The organism is Campylobacter helveticus, from assembly GCF_002080395.1.
GTDB lineage: Bacteria > Campylobacterota > Campylobacteria > Campylobacterales > Campylobacteraceae > Campylobacter_D > Campylobacter_D helveticus.
In genome coordinates, this window is sequence record NZ_CP020478.1 from 501,973 (window position 1) to 518,339 (window position 16,367).

17 protein-coding genes are annotated in these 16,367 nt (G+C 35.9%); 10 read left to right on the forward strand and 7 right to left on the reverse strand.

Annotated elements, in window-relative coordinates; all coding sequences use genetic code 11:
* Positions 1 to 3 precede the first annotated feature (3 nt).
* The 4 genes from CHELV3228_RS02655 to CHELV3228_RS02670 are packed head-to-tail and all read left to right on the forward strand — an operon-like array spanning position 4 to position 3,974.
* The gene (locus CHELV3228_RS02655; RefSeq protein WP_082199416.1) at positions 4 to 1,059 is read left to right on the forward strand and encodes a quinone-dependent dihydroorotate dehydrogenase; all 1,056 of its coding nucleotides are present in this window, start codon (positions 4 to 6) and stop codon (positions 1,057 to 1,059) included.
* Positions 1,056 to 2,306 carry a M16 family metallopeptidase gene (locus tag CHELV3228_RS02660; RefSeq protein ID WP_082199417.1) on the forward strand — a complete coding sequence of 417 codons (1,251 nt, stop codon included), beginning with the start codon at positions 1,056 to 1,058 and terminating at the stop codon, positions 2,304 to 2,306. The genes CHELV3228_RS02655 and CHELV3228_RS02660 overlap by 4 nt, the downstream gene beginning before the upstream one ends.
* Entirely contained in the window at positions 2,299 to 3,195 is an 897-nt protein-coding gene (dapA, locus tag CHELV3228_RS02665) for a 4-hydroxy-tetrahydrodipicolinate synthase (RefSeq protein WP_082199418.1), read from the forward strand. Before CHELV3228_RS02660 ends, dapA begins: the two co-directional genes overlap by 8 nt.
* Positions 3,195 to 3,974, forward strand: a complete 780-nt coding sequence (locus CHELV3228_RS02670) for an enoyl-ACP reductase (RefSeq protein WP_082199419.1) — start codon at positions 3,195 to 3,197, stop codon at positions 3,972 to 3,974. Before dapA ends, CHELV3228_RS02670 begins: the two co-directional genes overlap by 1 nt.
* Before the next feature lie 15 nt (positions 3,975 to 3,989).
* Here CHELV3228_RS02670 and CHELV3228_RS02675 read toward each other — a convergent pair whose 3' ends face one another.
* Positions 3,990 to 5,258: a M20/M25/M40 family metallo-hydrolase gene (locus CHELV3228_RS02675; protein ID WP_082199420.1), complete on the reverse strand. Its 1,269-nt coding sequence runs from the start codon at positions 5,256 to 5,258 to the stop codon at positions 3,990 to 3,992.
* 57 nt (positions 5,259 to 5,315) lie between these two features.
* Here CHELV3228_RS02675 and CHELV3228_RS02680 point away from each other — a divergent pair, with 57 nt between their 5' ends.
* Complete coding sequence (locus CHELV3228_RS02680) at positions 5,316 to 5,834, forward strand: thermonuclease family protein (protein ID WP_082199421.1); 519 nt, start codon at positions 5,316 to 5,318, stop codon at positions 5,832 to 5,834.
* 7 nt (positions 5,835 to 5,841) lie between these two features.
* The gene (locus CHELV3228_RS10205) at positions 5,842 to 6,015 is read left to right on the forward strand and encodes a hypothetical protein (protein ID WP_167562784.1); all 174 of its coding nucleotides are present in this window, start codon (positions 5,842 to 5,844) and stop codon (positions 6,013 to 6,015) included.
* Between the two features lies 1 nt (position 6,016).
* Here the strand turns inward: CHELV3228_RS10205 and CHELV3228_RS02685 are convergent, their stop codons facing one another.
* A complete protein-coding gene (locus CHELV3228_RS02685; protein ID WP_082199422.1) occupies positions 6,017 to 6,589 on the reverse strand; it encodes a hypothetical protein in 573 nt (190 codons plus the stop codon).
* A 117-nt stretch (positions 6,590 to 6,706) separates the two neighbouring features.
* On the opposite strand from CHELV3228_RS02685, the gene CHELV3228_RS02690 reads away from it, so the two are divergent.
* Positions 6,707 to 7,156: a low molecular weight protein-tyrosine-phosphatase gene (locus tag CHELV3228_RS02690; RefSeq protein ID WP_082199423.1), complete on the forward strand. Its 450-nt coding sequence runs from the start codon at positions 6,707 to 6,709 to the stop codon at positions 7,154 to 7,156.
* On the opposite strand, the gene CHELV3228_RS02695 is transcribed toward CHELV3228_RS02690, so the two are convergent.
* The 5 genes from CHELV3228_RS02695 to murD are packed head-to-tail and all read right to left on the reverse strand — an operon-like array spanning position 7,153 to position 12,407.
* Positions 7,153 to 9,243: an RNA degradosome polyphosphate kinase gene (locus CHELV3228_RS02695; RefSeq protein WP_082199424.1), complete on the reverse strand. Its 2,091-nt coding sequence runs from the start codon at positions 9,241 to 9,243 to the stop codon at positions 7,153 to 7,155. The two genes, CHELV3228_RS02690 and CHELV3228_RS02695, sit on opposite strands and share 4 nt — an antisense overlap.
* A 53-nt stretch (positions 9,244 to 9,296) precedes the next feature.
* The gene (locus CHELV3228_RS02700; RefSeq protein ID WP_167562785.1) at positions 9,297 to 10,409 is read right to left on the reverse strand and encodes a DUF2972 domain-containing protein; all 1,113 of its coding nucleotides are present in this window, start codon (positions 10,407 to 10,409) and stop codon (positions 9,297 to 9,299) included.
* Positions 10,378 to 10,665: a hypothetical protein gene (locus CHELV3228_RS10210; RefSeq protein ID WP_167562786.1), complete on the reverse strand. Its 288-nt coding sequence runs from the start codon at positions 10,663 to 10,665 to the stop codon at positions 10,378 to 10,380. Before CHELV3228_RS10210 ends, CHELV3228_RS02700 begins: the two co-directional genes overlap by 32 nt.
* 1 nt (position 10,666) lies before the next feature.
* Positions 10,667 to 11,191: an adenylyl-sulfate kinase gene (locus tag CHELV3228_RS02705; protein WP_082199425.1), complete on the reverse strand. Its 525-nt coding sequence runs from the start codon at positions 11,189 to 11,191 to the stop codon at positions 10,667 to 10,669.
* Position 11,192: 1 nt separating this feature from the next.
* Complete coding sequence (gene murD, locus CHELV3228_RS02710) at positions 11,193 to 12,407, reverse strand: UDP-N-acetylmuramoyl-L-alanine--D-glutamate ligase (protein ID WP_082199426.1); 1,215 nt, start codon at positions 12,405 to 12,407, stop codon at positions 11,193 to 11,195.
* 133 nt (positions 12,408 to 12,540) lie between these two features.
* On the opposite strand from murD, the gene mapA reads away from it, so the two are divergent.
* From mapA to gyrA, 3 genes are read left to right on the forward strand one after another with little or no spacing between them, the layout of a single operon-like run.
* On the forward strand, positions 12,541 to 13,185 hold the full coding sequence (gene mapA / locus CHELV3228_RS02715; protein WP_082199427.1) for an outer membrane lipoprotein MapA: 645 nt from the start codon (positions 12,541 to 12,543) through the stop codon (positions 13,183 to 13,185).
* Entirely contained in the window at positions 13,182 to 13,757 is a 576-nt protein-coding gene (locus CHELV3228_RS02720) for a ComF family protein (RefSeq protein ID WP_082199428.1), read from the forward strand. The genes mapA and CHELV3228_RS02720 overlap by 4 nt, the downstream gene beginning before the upstream one ends.
* 37 nt (positions 13,758 to 13,794) lie before the next feature.
* On the forward strand, positions 13,795 to 16,359 hold the full coding sequence (gyrA, locus tag CHELV3228_RS02725) for a DNA gyrase subunit A (RefSeq protein ID WP_082199429.1): 2,565 nt from the start codon (positions 13,795 to 13,797) through the stop codon (positions 16,357 to 16,359).
* Positions 16,360 to 16,367 lie beyond the last annotated feature (8 nt).

Sequence of the window (16,367 nt, forward strand, 5' to 3'; positions counted from 1 at the left end):
AAAATGTATGATTTTTTCAAACCCTTACTTTTTAAGATGGACCCAGAAAACGCACATAGCTTGGTGGAGTATTCATTAAGAGCTTTAAATGCTATTTTCCCCGGAGCCTTGAGCTTTTTGGCTTATAAATATATTGTTGATAATGAAATTTTAAAACAAAATTTACTTGGACTTGAATTTGCAAATCCTGTAGGTTTGGCTGGGGGCTTTGATAAAAATGCTACGATGATACGCCCTTTAAGCGCACTTGGTTTTGGCTTTTTGGAATTTGGCACTTTCACACCCTTAGCTCAAGAGGGTAATGAAAAGCCCCGCCTTTTTCGCCTCGTAAAAGAAGAAAGCATACAAAATGCTATGGGTTTTAATAATCAAGGGGCGGATGTAATTTCTAAAAGAATGACACAAAATTATCCCTTTGTTTTGCCTCTTGGAGCTAATATCGGCAAAAATAAGCTTACAAGCAACGAAAATGCTTTAAATGATTATTTTACTTTGCTTAGAAGTTTTAAGGATTTGTGTGATTATTTTATCATCAACATCTCTTCGCCAAATACTAAAAATTTAAGAGACTTGCAAAATGAAGAATTTTTGGGTGCTTTACTCAAAGAGGCAAAAGAAATTACAACTAAACCTATATTGATAAAAATTGCACCTGATATGGAATTTAAAGACGCTTTAAGTTTTTGTGAGGGTGCGATTGAAAAAGGTGTGAGTGGTTTTATCATCGCGAATACAAGCACGGATTACACTTTGCTTAATAACAACCGCACTTTTGGAGGTATTAGCGGTAAGCTTATCACGCAAAAAAGTGGAGAATTTTTTCACGCTCTTTCAAAAGAGCTTTTTGGAAGAACTTTGCTTATTGCAAGTGGGGGTATAGATAGTGCTGAGGTGGCTTATGATAGGATTAAAAAGGGGGCTAGTTTAGTGCAAATTTTTACGGCGATGATTTTTAAGGGACCTAGTTTGGCAAGGGATATTAACGAAGGCTTGATAGAACTTTTAAGAAAAGATGGTTTTTTACATATTAGCGAGGCGATTGGGGTGGAGTTAAAATGATAAATTACAAAAAAAAGGTTTTAAAAAATAAGCTTGAGGTTTATGCCCTACCTGTTAATAAAAATAGTGGAGTGATTAGCGTCGATATCTTTTATAAGGTAGGCTCAAGAAATGAAATTATGGGGAAAAGCGGTATAGCTCATATGCTAGAGCATTTGAATTTTAAAAGCACGAAAAATTTGCGTGCTGGGGAATTTGATGAGATAGTTAAGGGCTTTGGTGGGGTGGATAATGCTAGCACGGGCTTTGACTACACGCATTATTTCATCAAATGCTCTAAGGAAAATTTGGATAAATCTTTAGGTTTATTTGCAGAATTAATGCAAAATCTTAATCTAAAAGATGAGGAATTTCAGCCTGAAAGGCAGGTTGTTTTAGAAGAAAGGCGTTGGAGGACAGATAATAATCCGCTTGGTTATTTATATTTTAGGCTTTATAATCACGCTTTTTTGTATCATTCTTACCACTGGACCCCGATAGGTTTTTATAAAGACATTGAAAATTGGAATATTGAGGATATTAAAAGTTTTCACAAAAGCTTTTATCAGCCACAAAATGCACTTTTGCTAGTGAGTGGTGATATCGAGGCTAAAGAGCTTTTTAAAATGGCGAGTAAGCATTTTGAGGGGATTAAAAACACAAAAAAAATTCCAAAAATTCATACAAAAGAACCCAATCAAGACGGCGTAAGACGCGCTGAAATTTTTAAAGATACGCAAACAGAGCTTTTAGCTCTTGCTTTTAAGATTCCAAATTTTAAACACAAGGATATTCCAGCACTTAATGCTTTAGCTGAACTTTTGGGAAGTGGTAAAAGTGCGATTTTGAGCGAAATTTTAGTCGATAAATTAAGCCTTGTTAATGAATTTTACGCCTTTGTCAATGATAGCGTTGATGAAAATTTGTTTATTTTTATCGCAAATTGTAATCCTAATGTAAAAGCGGAGAAGGTTGAAAAGAAAATGCTTGAAATTTTAGCCTCTATTAAGCAGGGTAAGATTTCACAAAAGGCTTTGCAAAAAGTGAAAAATAATACAAGAAGTGATTTTATCTTTTCTTTAAACAATGCCAGTGGCTTATCTAATATTTGTGGAAGTTATTTAGCAAGAGGGGATTTAAAACCTCTGCTTGAGTATGAGAAAAATATCGCTGCACTTGAGGTGAAAGACTTGGTAAGCGTAGCGAAAAAATACTTCATTAAGGAAAAATCAACAACTTTAATTTTAAGAAAGGAAAATAATGGATAAAAACTGCATTATAGGAGCGATGACGGCGCTCATTACGCCTTTTAAAGATGGAAAACTAGACACGCAAGGTTACGCTAGGCTCATTAAAAGACAGATTCAAAATGGCATTGATGCTGTTGTTCCCGTTGGAACGACTGGAGAAAGTGCGACTTTAACGCACGAAGAGCATAGAGAATGCATAGAAATCGCTGTGGATATTTGTAAAAATACCAATGTCAAGGTTTTAGCAGGTGCTGGAAGTAATGCCACTCACGAAGCGGTAGGTTTGGCACAATTTGCACAAAAGTGCGGAGCTGATGGAATTTTAAGTGTTACGCCTTATTATAACAAGCCTACGCAAGAGGGGCTTTACCAGCATTATAAAGCTATAGCTTCTAGTGTGGAAATTCCTGTGCTTTTATATAATGTCCCAGGACGAACGAGCTGTGAGATAGCTACGGATACGGCAATTAGACTTTTTAGAGAGTGTGAAAATATTTATGGAATTAAAGAAGCGAGTGGAAATATAGACAAATGTGTTGATTTGCTTGCCCACGAGCCACGCCTTATTTTAATTTCTGGCGATGATGCAATTAATTATCCTATCCTTTCAAATGGTGGAAAAGGCATTATTTCGGTAAGCTCAAATTTACTCCCAAATAGACTGAGTGAGCTGACAAAAAAGGCTTTGAGCGAGGATTTTAAAGCGGCTAAGAAAATTAATGATGAGCTTTATAATATCAATAAAATTCTTTTTTGCGAAAGTAATCCAATCCCGATTAAAGCAGCGATGTTTATAGCGGGTTTGATAGAAAATTTAGAATTTAGACTTCCGCTTTGCCCTCCTACTAAGGAAAATTTTGCTAAAATAGAAGCTGTGATGAAAAATTATGAAATTAAAGGATTTTGATGTATAACGAATTTCAAGGAAAAACTTTGGTAATTAGCGGTGGCACAAGAGGTATAGGCAAGGCTATCGTTTATGAATTTGCTAAAGTGGGTGTAAATATCGCTTTTACTTACAATTCTAACGCTCAAATTGCCGATGATATGGTGAAAGATTTGGAGCAAAATTATAAAATCAAGGCAAGGGCGTATGAGTTTAATATCTTAGAGCCTGAGACTTATAAAGAACTTTTTGAGAAAATTGATGAAGATTTTGAACGCATTGATTTTTTCATTTCAAATGCTATTATTTCTGGGCGTGCCGTTGTGGGTGGCTATACGAAATTTATGAAATTAAAACCAAGAGGGATTAATAATATCTTTACGGCTACGGTGAATGCTTTTGTTGTTGGAGCGCAAGAAGCCGCTAAGAGAATGGAAAAAGTAGGCGGAGGAAGCATTGTTTCCATCTCTTCAACGGGAAATTTAGTGCATATAGAAAATTATGCAGGACACGGCACAGCAAAGGCTGCCGTTGAGGCTATGGCAAGATACGCTGCGACTGAGCTGGGTGATAAAAATATCCGCGTTAATGTTGTAAGTGGTGGTCCTATCGAAACGGACGCACTAAGAGCTTTTACAAATTACGAAGAGGTCAAACAAGCGACAATCAATCTTAGCCCGCTCAATCGTATGGGACAGCCTGAAGATTTAGCTGGAGCCTGTTTGTTTCTTTGCTCAAGTAAGGCGAGTTGGGTTACAGGACACACCTTCATCGTTGATGGTGGCACAACTTTTAAATAAGGCTTTAATAAAGCCTTATTGATTGTTTTTTAGCACTTCAAATACCGCTTTAGAAATCTTCTCTACCGAGCTTAATTCACATCTTTCATCTGTTGAGTGTGGGTTGTAGATATTTGGTCCTATGGAAACGCACATTAGAGGAAATTTTTTCTCTATAATGCCACATTCAAGCCCTGCGTGGATGGCTGAAATTTTGACATTTTTGACAAATTTGCTAAGGGCATTAAAAACCTCTTGGCTTAAAATGCTTTCTTTTCCCTCCCAAGGTGGATAAAAATTTGAACTTTCGACTTCAAAAGTGTAACTTTTAAAAAATTCTAAGGTTTCAAATTCTAAATTTTGCAGTTCTTCGAGTGCGTTTGAGCGTGCAAAAAGCTCAAAAATAATTTGCCCTTCTTGCATTCTTAAAAGCGAAAGATTAATGCTTGTTTTTACGATATGAAGCTTAGTATCATAATTTCTAACTCCATTAGCAAAGGCGTTGATAACACTTAGCAAAAGCTTGCTCTGCTTACAAATTTGAACTTCTTGTTCGCCCTTAAAGGTGCATTTTATCCATTCGTTTTCTTGCAAATCTTTATCGCAAATAATTAAAGCTTTAGCGTGTTTTGGAATAGAATTTATCCTTTCTCCCCCCTCAAAAGAGATGATTTGCCCCTCGTTTTTAGCGATAAATCTTGCCATTTCTTTAAGGGCATTTTTGTGATTTTTAATAATGTCAATGCCAGAATGTCCCCCTTTGAAATTTTTCGCTTCTAATTCATAAACTTTTCCATAAGATTTTTGTGTGCTAAATTCTCTAAATGCTTTAATATCAACGCCTCCAGCACACCCTATCATTATTTCATCTTCGCCCTCGTGGTCTAAATTTAAAAGCTTCTTCGATTTAATCTCGCACTCTAAGCCATTAGCCCCTAAAAGTCCCACTTCTTCATCATTTGTAAAAAGGCATTCTAAATGAGAAAAATGCCTCATCGCTTCCATCATTATCGCTACACCTATGCCATTATCCGCACCCAAAGAAGAATTCTTAGCTTTTAAAAAACCCTCTTCTTCATAAAGTTCAAGCACAGGTGCCTCACCTATACATACCATATCATAGTGGCTTTGTAAGCAAATTTTAGGCTCTCCTTTTATGCAATGCACATTACCTACTTTGTCAATTTGCACCTTAAAGCCACATTCTCTAGCGTAATCTGCTAGGAAGTTTTTTAATTTTTGCGTTTCAAAACTACAATGAGGAATCGCACAGATTTTTTTGAAATTTTCAATCACCTCTTGCATATTTACTCCTTAATTTTGTTAGAATTATGCCATTATTTTTTATTTTTGGGGTAAATTTTGAGAAGTAAGCTAAGAAGAATTTTAAATTTAAGAAAGATTGCAAGTAGTCCTACGAAGTTATTTTTAGCTTTAATTTTTATTTTATTCGCATTTTTTTTACAAGATTTTACCAAGAGTAGTGAGAGCTTTGAGGCGAGAGTTATTAAAGTTATTGATGGAGATACTTTAGATATTTTAAGTGCGAGAGGTAAAGAAAGGGTGCGAATTTATGGCATTGATGCACCCGAGTTAAAACAAGAATTTGGGCATAAGGTTAAGACTTATTTGCAAGGGCTTATTTTAAATCAAAAGCTGACAATCAACTATAAAAATAAAGATAAGTATGGTAGAATAGTCGCCTGTGTGGAGCTGGGGGAAAAAGATATCGGAAAGCATTTGGTAAGCGAGGGCTATGCTTGGGCTTATTGGGGTAAAAGTTATGAGGGGGAGCAAATGAAAGCCAAAGAAAGCAAAAAAGGGCTTTGGCAGAGTAAAAATCCCATCGAGCCATTTAGGTGGCGTAAAGCAAATAAGTGAGGAAAAAGTGAAAAAGTTCATAATTATTTTAAGCGTGGTTTTAAATTTGACGGGTTGCTTTGTCAATGAAAGAGGAATTTCTAGTCGTTATTATGATGATTGTAAAGAGTATTATGATGCGAGTGGGACATATCATAAAGAATGCCCCAAAAATTGGGTTGATATCCCTACAAAGCCCTAATTTATTTCCCCATTGAGGCAAGTAGTGAAGTCGCCATAGTTTCTGGATTGATATTTGAAGCGGGAGCTTGTGATGCTTCTTCTTGTTGGACGGCTTGAGTTGGTGGGCGTTTGAGTTTAAATATATGTTCATCTGTGCAAACGATTTGGATATTTGCCTCAAACATTTTGATTTCCTTAACATTGCCTATAACTTTGACACTTCTCTTTTTTGAGCTTTCATCAAAAAGTGCGTGTGCTTCTAGCTCCAGCACATCACCTATTTTTAAGGGGGCATAAAAATAACATCTTGTGCCTATAAGGACGGAAAATTCTTTATTGATAGCTGCTTGAGCGACATAATTCGCAGCGGCAAATATAAAGGCATCCATTACTAAGCCTTGTTCGTCTATTACCATTTCGGAATTTGTGATTAAAACAGACTTGGCATAATTTTTAGATAAAGCTGTTATTGTTCCTACTAAAGAATTATTCGCCTCAGGGCAAGTTACAAGCTCTGTTTTAATCCGTGCCATATCCTCTTGTGAAACAAATTCTTCTAACTGGGAGTTTTCATCAAAATTCTCTTTTTTCATAGCAAACCTTTCTAGTTGCTATATCGACTGAAAAAGATTTTTTTTAATAGACTTTTATTTAAAAAAGATTTTAAATTTAAGGATTTGTTGTAAGATAAAGTTTTTTAAGGGGCTAAGATGAAAAAAATTATTTTTGTATGTTTGGGGAATATTTGTCGCTCTCCTATGGCTGAGTTTGTGATGAAAGATTTGTTAGAAAAAGAGGGTAGAATAGGGGAATTTCAAATTTCAAGTGCTGGTACTTCAGGTGAGCATAATGGCGAGGGTATGCACTATGGCACGAAAAATAAGCTAAGTGTTAAAAATATCAAAATTTCAAATTTCGTCAGTAAAAAACTCACGCAAGAAATGTGTGATGAGAGTGATATGATTATCGTTATGGATAATATGAATTTGCAAAATGTAAAACGCGTTTATAAAAATGTCGAGTCTAAATTAAGAAAAATGACCGATTTTGCTAAGGGCTTGGGCTATGATGAAGTCCCTGACCCTTGGTATAGTGGGAATTTTGACGAGACTTATACTATTATCTCTAAGGCTTGTATGGGCTTAATCAAGGAGCTTTAATTCTCCTTGAAAAGCTTAGAAGCTAGGTGCGTTGCTTTACTTTCGTCATTTTCTTTTTGTATGGTTTTGTAAATTTTACTGACGATTTCTTCTAGCGTAAGTTGCGAATCGATGATTTTATCATTTTCTTTTGGAGCGATTTTGTAATATTCTCCATCTTCTCTAAGTTCGTATGCTAGGGCGTTATCGTTCAGTTCTAGTTTTAGAAATTGCGCGAGTTTTGTTTTGGAGCGTTCATCAAAAATCGGCGTCATCAGCTCAAGCCTTCTTTCCAAATTTCTAGGCATCCAATCCGCACTTGAGATAAAATAATTTGGACTGCTATGTTTAAAATAAAAAATTCTAGCGTGTTCCAAATATTTCCCTACTATACTTCTTACGCGTATATTTTTGCTGTATTCTGTGTTAGGACGCAAACAGCAAATTCCACGCACGATTAAATCGATTTGCACCCCCTTACAAGATGCTTCGTATAAAGCACTAATCACATCAGAATCAACCAAAGAATTCATTTTAGCGATGATAACACCCTCATTTCCCTTTGTGCTTTCAAGTTTTATCATTTTCAAAATTCTTTCTTTGATTTGATTTGGACTCATTGCGAGGCTTTCTAAGCGGCGATTTTTACTAAAGCCTGAGAGGATATGAAAAAAGCTTGTCGTGTCTTTAGCAAATTCTGCCTTTGAGGTGAAATAGCTCACATCTGTATAAATTTTTGCACTGGAAGCATTGTAATTTCCTGTGCTAAGATGCATATAAAATTTGAGTTTATCCCCACTTTTTCTAATGACCTGAGAGACTTTTGCATGCACTTTAAAACCAGCGATTCCATAAATGACATGTGCGCCTGCATTTTCTAAGGCTTTAGCCCAGTGTAAATTATTCTCTTCATCAAACCTAGCCTTTAATTCCACCATTACGGTAACTTGCTTGCCCTCATTGGCAGCGTCGATGAGAGCTTGGACGATGTTGGAATTTTTTTCAACTCTATAAAGCGTGATTCTTATGGAAATCACCTCAGGGTCATCGCTGGCTTCTTTGATGAATTTATAAACAGGGTCAAAGCTCTCAAAAGGCTGTATGATTAAAATATCTTCTTTATCAATCGCCTCAAAAATAGATAAATTTTCATCAAAAGGCGGTAAAGTTTTTGGCGTATAAAGCGGACTTAAAAGATGTGTGAAAGCCTTATTTCCTACGATTTGCCAAAGTGAGGGGAGATTAAGTAAAGTGGAGTATTCATACACATCTTTATGGAAAATTTTTGTGTGGGCGTGAAGAAATTCTAAAATTTGCGCGTCGGCGTTTTCTTCGATTTGAAGACGCACAAAAGCACCTTTTCTACGCAATTTAAGCCCTTGTTCAAGGATTAGCATAAAATCATCTGCTTCTTCTTCCTCTATGACAATGTCAGCATTTCTTGTAACTCTAAATGCGGTTGAAGCTAATAGCTTAAAGCCCGGAAAAATTTCTTCTGCGTGTTGTTTAACTATGCTTTCTATGGGGACATAGGTGTTAGAATTAACCTCATAAAAGCGTGGCAAAATTCTAGGAATGCGTATCATACCAAATTTAGTAAGCTCAGGATTGAGACTATCGCAAATTTTAACCGCCAAAGAGAAAGAAAGATTATTAAGATGCGGAAAAGGGTGCGTTGCGTCTATGGCGATAGGCACGATGACGGGGAAAATATTGGAGAAAAAATACTCATCGCATTTTGCTTTAAGTTCCGCGCTTAATTCCTCGTAAGATTTGATAAATAAATTTTCATTTGAAAGCTCATTGATAATTTGATGAAAATATTTTTCCAAAAGCTTTTTTTCTTCGTGTAGGTATTTACGAATTTCTTTAAGCTGAGTAAGAGGAGGCATTTCATCACTGCTGCTCGCATTAACCCCAGCGCTAAAAAGCTGCTTAAGTCCTGCAACCCTTATCATATAAAACTCATCTAAATTAGTGCAATAAATCGCTATAAATTTCAATCTTTCAAGCACGGGCAGGTCCCTACTGCACTGGTCTAAAACGCGAGAATTAAAACGAAGCCAAGAAAGCTCTCTGTTTAAAAACATATTAGGTTGAGTTTGCATAGGCAGTCCTTTTTTCTTTGCATTTTAGCATTTTTCTTTAAATTTTTAACCCCTTAGCTTGACTTAAAATTTTCGCAGATTTTTTCAAATTCCTTATAATAATGCCAAGTTTCCACCAAATTTGGGTGGTGCTGTTTAAAATATCTTAATTCTTCATCAAAAATTTGCTTTAATTTTAAGCTAATGTCTTTGTGTTTTTTAAGATATTCTAAAACATCTTTTTCTTTTAAAATTTTTTCCTCAGCTTCTTTTGTAACTCTAACGATTTCAGTGATAAATTCGCTCAAATATGTCTTAATTTTTGCATAAAATTCTTTACTAATGCGTTTTAAATCCTCCTTTTTGATAAAAACTGCCAAATCATCACAAAGGCACTTGGTTAGTTCCTTGCTGATATTTTCATATTCTTCGTAGTGGTCTGCAAAGCGGTTGATGATGAAGATGAGGCTATTTTCTCTATCAAGCGGCGTTTCTTTCACGCTTTGTTTGAGGCTAAAAACAGGGTCATTTTCATTTGCGTAAAGCACTAAAGGCAAAAGATAGCGGATGTAGCCTTTAAATTCATAATTTTGAAAATATGCTTCATTTTTAGGTGGGTTAAAATGAAATTTCAAGGCTAAGTTTTGCATTGTTTTAAAGGCTTTATCTGGCAAAATTTCTGCACAATCTACCGGCGTGATATTTTTAAAAAAAGGCAAAATTTTTGCACTCGTAAAAGAGTTTTCAAGGTCGTTAAAATCGACCTTTGTTTCCATATCTTTATGCGTGATATAATCAATATAATCTCTAAAATCGTGGCTAAGATTAAATTCCCTATTAATAGGCATTTGGACTTTGTCCCAGTTGCGTCCTATGCAGTGTTTTAAAATCCCTATGCTATCTCTTGTGCCAATAATTACTGGCGTATCCTCGCCTAATAAATACAGAAATTTTTCCATATCCTTTACATTAAATTCGCTAATATTCACTCCATAATAGGGGTATTTTCCCTCACTTAAATATGTAAAATATCGTATATAGCGTTCTTTTGAATCAAGTGGCATATTCCAAGAGGGCGGACAAAAGACATCGCAAAAGAAAAGATAATTGATAAAAGCTGCTGCACCACAGCCGTGAGGCGAGATATAGATGAGCTTAAGGCGTCCCCCCCCCCCCCCCCGAAACATCAAGAGGCAAATTTAAATTCCACGCTAAATTTGCACAATATCTCGAAGAATCAAGTTCTAAAAATTTAGGATTTAAAAGCGGAGGAAAGGGCTTTCTAAGATGCTTTTTTTCGAATTCTTCGCTGTGAAGCCAAGCTTTAATAGCGTTGATATTGTTTAAAACGAAAGAGGAAAATTCCTCATCGTTAGCATTTTTAATGGCACTTAGTAGAATTTCGGCTTGTTTTGGCTTGAAATTTGAAAGTAAGCTTTGCATTTTAAGCCTTGAAATTTAACGCTTTGAGTATGGTATCTACCTTTTCATTGACGCCATTAAGCTCTGTATTGTCTATGATTAAATGTGCTTTTGGCTCGTCAAATTGTATATCCACGCCTACGACATTTTTGATTTGTCCGCTTAAAGCTCCGCTGTAAAGTCCTTTTTTATCGCGTCTTTTAAGCTCGTCAAAATCACACTTGATATAAATTTCAAAATAATTTTTTAAACTTTGGCGATTAAACTCATAAATTTCTTTCCACATCGAAATGGCACTAACCACAACTAGCATATTTTGAGAACTTAAAAAGTGAGCAAATTTAGAACGCTTAAAAGAAACTTCAAGGCGTGAAGCCTTATCGTAGCCAAAATGCCCCAAGAGTTCTCTTAGCTCATCTCCGTCTAGATAAATGACATTATTTAACCTTGTGCGTAGTTTTTCGCAAAGTGCTTCAGCGATGAAACTTTTGCCACTCCCCGCTAAACCACTAAACCAAATCACCCCACCTTTTTCTAAATCACACATTTTATTCCTTTAAATTTGTTATGCTTTTTTTAAAGCACTCTCCTCTTTCTAAATAGGAGCTAAACTGGTCTAAACTCGCACAAGCTGGGCTTAAAAGTGCAACTTCTCCAAGTTTAAGCTTTTTTGAAATTTCTTCTACGGCTTTTGGTAGAAATTCGCATTTTGTAGCGTTTAGTCCAAATTTTTTCGCATAAGCCATCATTTTTTCACTGCTTACGCCTATGGCATAAAGCTCAATGTCAAATTCTCTCATAAATGAAAATAAAGCACTCAAATCCACACCCTTATCATCTCCACCTACGATAAGATGAATTTTTTTATCTTTGTAGCGTTTGAGTGCCTCTATCACGGCAGATTCGTTTGTGGCTTTTGTGTCATTGACCCAAAGTCTATTTTGTGTATCAAAAAGCTCTTCAAGCTTATTTTTTTCCATTATAAAGCTATTTAAAAGCTCGTAGCTAAGGCTATCAAGTAGAATTTTTTCTATGCTTAAAGCCATTATGGCATCGAGTAAAAAGGGAGGGGTGAAAGAGATTTTGTTAGCGTCAATTTCCATTTTTTTTGCTAAGTCAAATTCATCTTCATAGCTTATAATATGAGCTTTTGTAGGAAAATTTTCGTAAGCTTTTGGTAGGATAGCGACATTATTTTCACCCATTCTTTCTAAAACGCTTAGTTTTGCATTTGTATAAGCTTTAAAACTTCCGTGCCAAGATAAGTGGTCAGCACTTATAGGCAAGAGTGCGTAAATTTCAGGCTTTGCCGTATGTGTGTGGTGCAAGGTAAAAGAAGAAGTTTCTAAAATCCAAAGTTTAGCAAAAGGCTCAAGCAGTGCTAGGGGTGTGCCGACATTACCACCTATTTGAGCGCCTATTTTAGCTAGAAGATGTCCTGTCATTTGCGTGGTGGTGGTTTTGCCATTAGTTCCGCTTATCCATACGCTTTTTGGCATTACATCGTAGAAAAAATCATACTCGCTTTGCAAATTTTTTGCTTGTTTGATGAGTTTATGTGTAGGGGGAAAACCCGGACTTGGGATTTCAAGCTCACTATTTTCAGGCTCAAATGCACTCACGGGTAAAAGCCAATTTCCAAATTCATCACAACTTTTTTCTTTAAATTTATCATCATAAATGGCAAAATTTCCCATTTTGTGAGCTAAAGTTTGGGCGATTGCCTTAGTTGTTTTTCCGTATCCAAAAAGCGATTTTTTCATCATCATATCTTTAATTTTATAAACTTAAAAACATAAATTTTAATCAAAATTTTTAAATCAATTATAAAAAGCCTTGAAATTTGCTAACTTTTTAAATACAATTTGAAAATTTGAATTTTGAAAAGGATAAGAGATGATGAAAAATTGCTTATTGGCTTTGTTTGCACTTTTGATATTTGCAGGTTGTTCGACAAAGCAAAATACTTTCGCTCAGGTCAATCAAGTCGCCAAAGACTCCAGATGCTACCCTTGTGATAGCGCTCAAGGATTTGAAGCTAAGATTAAAGGACTTTTGTATATTAGTGATGTGGGGATTAATTGCTGTGCCGATAAAAGGACACTTGACACAGGTGTGGCTTTAAAAAAGGTCTATTTGCATCGTTTTTATGACTTAAGAGAAGAGCAAAAAGTCATTTATATTAAGAATCAAAAATATTATATTGACTTAAATTTCAATGCGATTTTTTACACTTATCTTAAGAAAGAGCTTGAGGCAAGGGGTATTGTGGTGCTTGATAGCAATAGCAAAAATTCTCCCTATGTAACGAAAGTTAATTTGTCTTTCTTGCAATTTGCTTCTAAGCAAGATACCTTGGGGCTTCATTCAAAATTGGTTGGGGTGATGAGCTTAAGTGATATTAATCGTGATAAAAAATTTACACTAAGAACAAAGCAGGATGTGCAAGGCTTTGAAAATTTGGGAGATTTGTCATTTTATACACATTTGTTAATTAAGCAAATGGCAAATAAAGCAGCGAGTTTAATTTCTTCTCTGTGAGGTGCATTAACTGTCACTCTTTCACTCTCCTAGCTTTTTGTGATGCTTGTTTAGAGGAGTTAGGGGAGCAAAGTTGTGGCGTTAGAGAGCTTGAGGGCGGTTTCAAGGTCTATTATTTCTATAAATACAGCGATATTAAGCATTTACTTCATTCTAAACATAAATTTTATGGTTATTTTGTTTTTAAATTTCTTGCAAAATTAAGTTTCGCAAATTTTCATCAATTTTTTAATCCCCAAACAAAATTAAATGCCATTGCCCTCGATGATAGAGTGGAAAATGGACTTTACTCACACGCGGCTATTTTGGCAAAAGCTTTAAAGTCTCCATTTATTAAGCCTATCTTTGGCGCACTTCACGCACAAAATAAAGTGAGTTATAGTGGTAAAAGCTTAGAATTTAGACGCAAAAATAAAAGAAAATTTAAGCTTTTAAAAGAAATTAAATATCCTGTTATTTTGGTTGATGATATTGTTACCACAGGTTTAAGTTTGCTTGAAGCAAAAGAAATTTTAGAAAAAAATAAAATTTCTGTGCTTTTTGCTTTAGTTTTAGCCGATGCGAAAGATTAATTTGCTAAAATAAATTTTTTGTTACAAAAGGAAAAGTATGGAAAACCTCTTTAATAAAGACTCTGATACTCAAATTATCGACATTGAAGATTCGATTAAAAGTAGTTATTTAGACTATTCTATGAGTGTGATTATCGGGCGTGCTTTGCCTGATGCAAGAGACGGCTTGAAACCCGTGCATAGACGCATACTTTATGCGATGAATGATTTGGGTGTAGGAAGTCGTAGTGCCTATAAAAAATCTGCTCGTATTGTGGGTGATGTCATCGGTAAATACCACCCTCACGGCGATACAGCCGTTTATGATGCACTTGTGAGAATGGCGCAAGATTTTTCTATGCGTTATCCAAGTGTTGATGGGCAAGGAAATTTCGGCTCGATTGACGGAGATGGTGCTGCGGCAATGCGTTACACTGAAGCTAGAATGACAATTTTAGCCGAAGAACTTTTAAGGGATATTGATAAGGACACGGTAGATTTCGTTCCAAACTATGATGATTCTATGCAAGAACCCGATGTTTTGCCAAGTCGTGTGCCAAATTTATTGCTCAATGGTTCAAGCGGAATTGCTGTGGGTATGGCGACTAATATCCCTCCGCATAGTCTTAATGAACTCATTGATGGGCTTTTATATTTGCTTGATAATAAAAATGCAAGTTTAGAAGAAATTATGCAATTTATTAAGGGACCTGATTTTCCAACGGCTGGGATTATTTATGGTAAAAAGGGCATAATTGATGCGTATCGCACGGGGCGAGGTAGGGTTAAAATTCGTGCAAAAACGCATATAGAAAAACGAGCAAATAAAGACATTATCGTCATTGATGAGCTTCCTTATCAAACAAATAAAGCAAGATTAATCGAGCAAATTGCCGAGCTTGTGAAGGAAAAGCAGATTGAGGGTATTGCTGAAGTAAGAGATGAGAGCGATAGGGAGGGAATTCGCGTAGTCATTGAGCTTAAACGCGAGGCGATGAGCGAGATAGTGCTAAATAATCTTTTTAAATCCACCACTATGGAAAGCACTTTTGGTGTGATAATGCTTGCGATTCACAACAAAGAGCCAAAAATCTTTTCTTTAATTGAGCTTTTAAATTTATTTTTAACGCACAGAAAAACGGTTATCATACGCCGCACGATTTATGAGCTTCAAAAAGCAAGGGCAAAGGCGCATATTTTAGAGGGGCTTAAAATCGCCCTAGATAATATAGATGAGGTGATTGCTCTTATTAAAAATAGCCCTGATAATAGTAGCGCAAGAGATGGTTTGGTGGCTAAATTTGGTTTAAGCGAACTTCAAGCAAATGCCATTTTAGATATGAAACTTGGGCGTTTGACAGGGCTTGAAAGAGAAAAGATAGAAAATGAATTGGCTGAGTTATTAAAAGAAATCGCAAGGCTTGATGAAATTTTAAAAAGCGAGAAATTACTTGAGGACTTAATCCGTGAGGAATTAAAAGAGATAAGGGCTAAATTTGATGTGCCGCGTATCACTCAAATCGAGGATGATTATGATGATATTGATGAGGAGGATTTGATTCCAAATGAAAATATGGTCGTTACCATTACGCATAGGGGTTACATCAAAAGAGTGCCAAGTAAGCAATATGAAAAGCAAAAGCGTGGCGGTAAAGGAAAGCTTGCTGTTACGACTTACGATGATGATTTTATCGAAAGCTTTTTTACGGCAAACACTCACGATACGCTGATGTTTGTAACGGATAAGGGGCAGCTCTATTGGCTTAAGGTTTATAGAATTCCTGAAGGCTCACGCACGGCTAAGGGCAAGGCTGTGGTAAATCTTATTAAATTGCAAGCGGAAGAAAAGATTATGGCAATTATCCCTACGACTGATTTTGATGAGAGTAAATCTTTATGCTTCTTTACGAAAAATGGTATCGTTAAACGCACAAATTTAAGTGAGTATCAAAATATAAGAAGCGTAGGCGTTAGGGCGATTAATTTGGACGAAAATGATGAGCTTGTAACGGCTATCATCGTAGAAAGAGATGAAAATGAAATTTTCTCTAAAGATACTGAGGAAGATTTAGAAAACGAAACGCTTACAAATTTAGAAAGTGATGAGAGTGTAAAAGGCAAAATGCTCTTTGCGGTAACCAAAAAGGGGATGTGCATTAAATTCCCACTTGCTAAGGTGCGTGAGATTGGCCGTGTGAGTCGTGGTGTAACGGCGATTAAATTTAAAGAGAAAAATGACGAGTTAGTCGGTGCGGTTGTCATAGAAAATGATGAGCAAGAAATTTTAAGCGTGAGTGCCAAAGGTATAGGCAAACGCACAAATGCTGGGGAGTATAGACTTCAAAGCCGTGGTGGTAAGGGTGTGATTTGTATGAAGCTTACCGATAAAACAAAAGAGCTTATTAGCGTAGTGATTGTCGATGAAAGTATGGATTTAATGGCACTGACAAGTAGTGGCAAAATGATACGCGTAGATATGCATAGCATTAGAAAGGCGGGGCGTAACACGAGCGGCGTTATCGTTGTTAATGTAGAAAATGATGAGGTGGTTAGTATAGCAAAATGTCCTAAAGAAAGCGAAGAAGAGGGCGTTGAAGATGATACTAATCTAAATTTAGAATAATTTGGAAC

Bases quoted from the DNA above. Each gene is read 5' to 3' on its own strand.
- dapA (WP_082199418.1), top strand. From the start codon at position 2,299: ATGGATAAAAACTGCATTATAGGAGCGATGACGGCGCTCATTACGCCT.
- gyrA (WP_082199429.1), top strand. From the start codon at position 13,795: ATGGAAAACCTCTTTAATAAAGACTCTGATACTCAAATTATCGACATT.
- CHELV3228_RS02695 (WP_082199424.1), bottom strand. From the start codon at position 9,243: ATGCAAACTCAACCTAATATGTTTTTAAACAGAGAGCTTTCTTGGCTT.
- murD (WP_082199426.1), bottom strand. From the start codon at position 12,407: ATGAAAAAATCGCTTTTTGGATACGGAAAAACAACTAAGGCAATCGCC.
- CHELV3228_RS02705 (WP_082199425.1), bottom strand. From the start codon at position 11,191: ATGTGTGATTTAGAAAAAGGTGGGGTGATTTGGTTTAGTGGTTTAGCG.
- CHELV3228_RS02685 (WP_082199422.1), bottom strand. From the start codon at position 6,589: ATGAAAAAAGAGAATTTTGATGAAAACTCCCAGTTAGAAGAATTTGTT.
- CHELV3228_RS02690 (WP_082199423.1), top strand. From the start codon at position 6,707: ATGAAAAAAATTATTTTTGTATGTTTGGGGAATATTTGTCGCTCTCCT.
- CHELV3228_RS02700 (WP_167562785.1), bottom strand. From the start codon at position 10,409: ATGTTTCGGGGGGGGGGGGGGGGACGCCTTAAGCTCATCTATATCTCG.
- CHELV3228_RS02670 (WP_082199419.1), top strand. From the start codon at position 3,195: ATGTATAACGAATTTCAAGGAAAAACTTTGGTAATTAGCGGTGGCACA.
- CHELV3228_RS02660 (WP_082199417.1), top strand. From the start codon at position 1,056: ATGATAAATTACAAAAAAAAGGTTTTAAAAAATAAGCTTGAGGTTTAT.
- CHELV3228_RS10210 (WP_167562786.1), bottom strand. From the start codon at position 10,665: ATGCAAAGCTTACTTTCAAATTTCAAGCCAAAACAAGCCGAAATTCTA.
- CHELV3228_RS02675 (WP_082199420.1), bottom strand. From the start codon at position 5,258: ATGCAAGAGGTGATTGAAAATTTCAAAAAAATCTGTGCGATTCCTCAT.
- CHELV3228_RS02655 (WP_082199416.1), top strand. From the start codon at position 4: ATGTATGATTTTTTCAAACCCTTACTTTTTAAGATGGACCCAGAAAAC.
- mapA (WP_082199427.1), top strand. From the start codon at position 12,541: ATGATGAAAAATTGCTTATTGGCTTTGTTTGCACTTTTGATATTTGCA.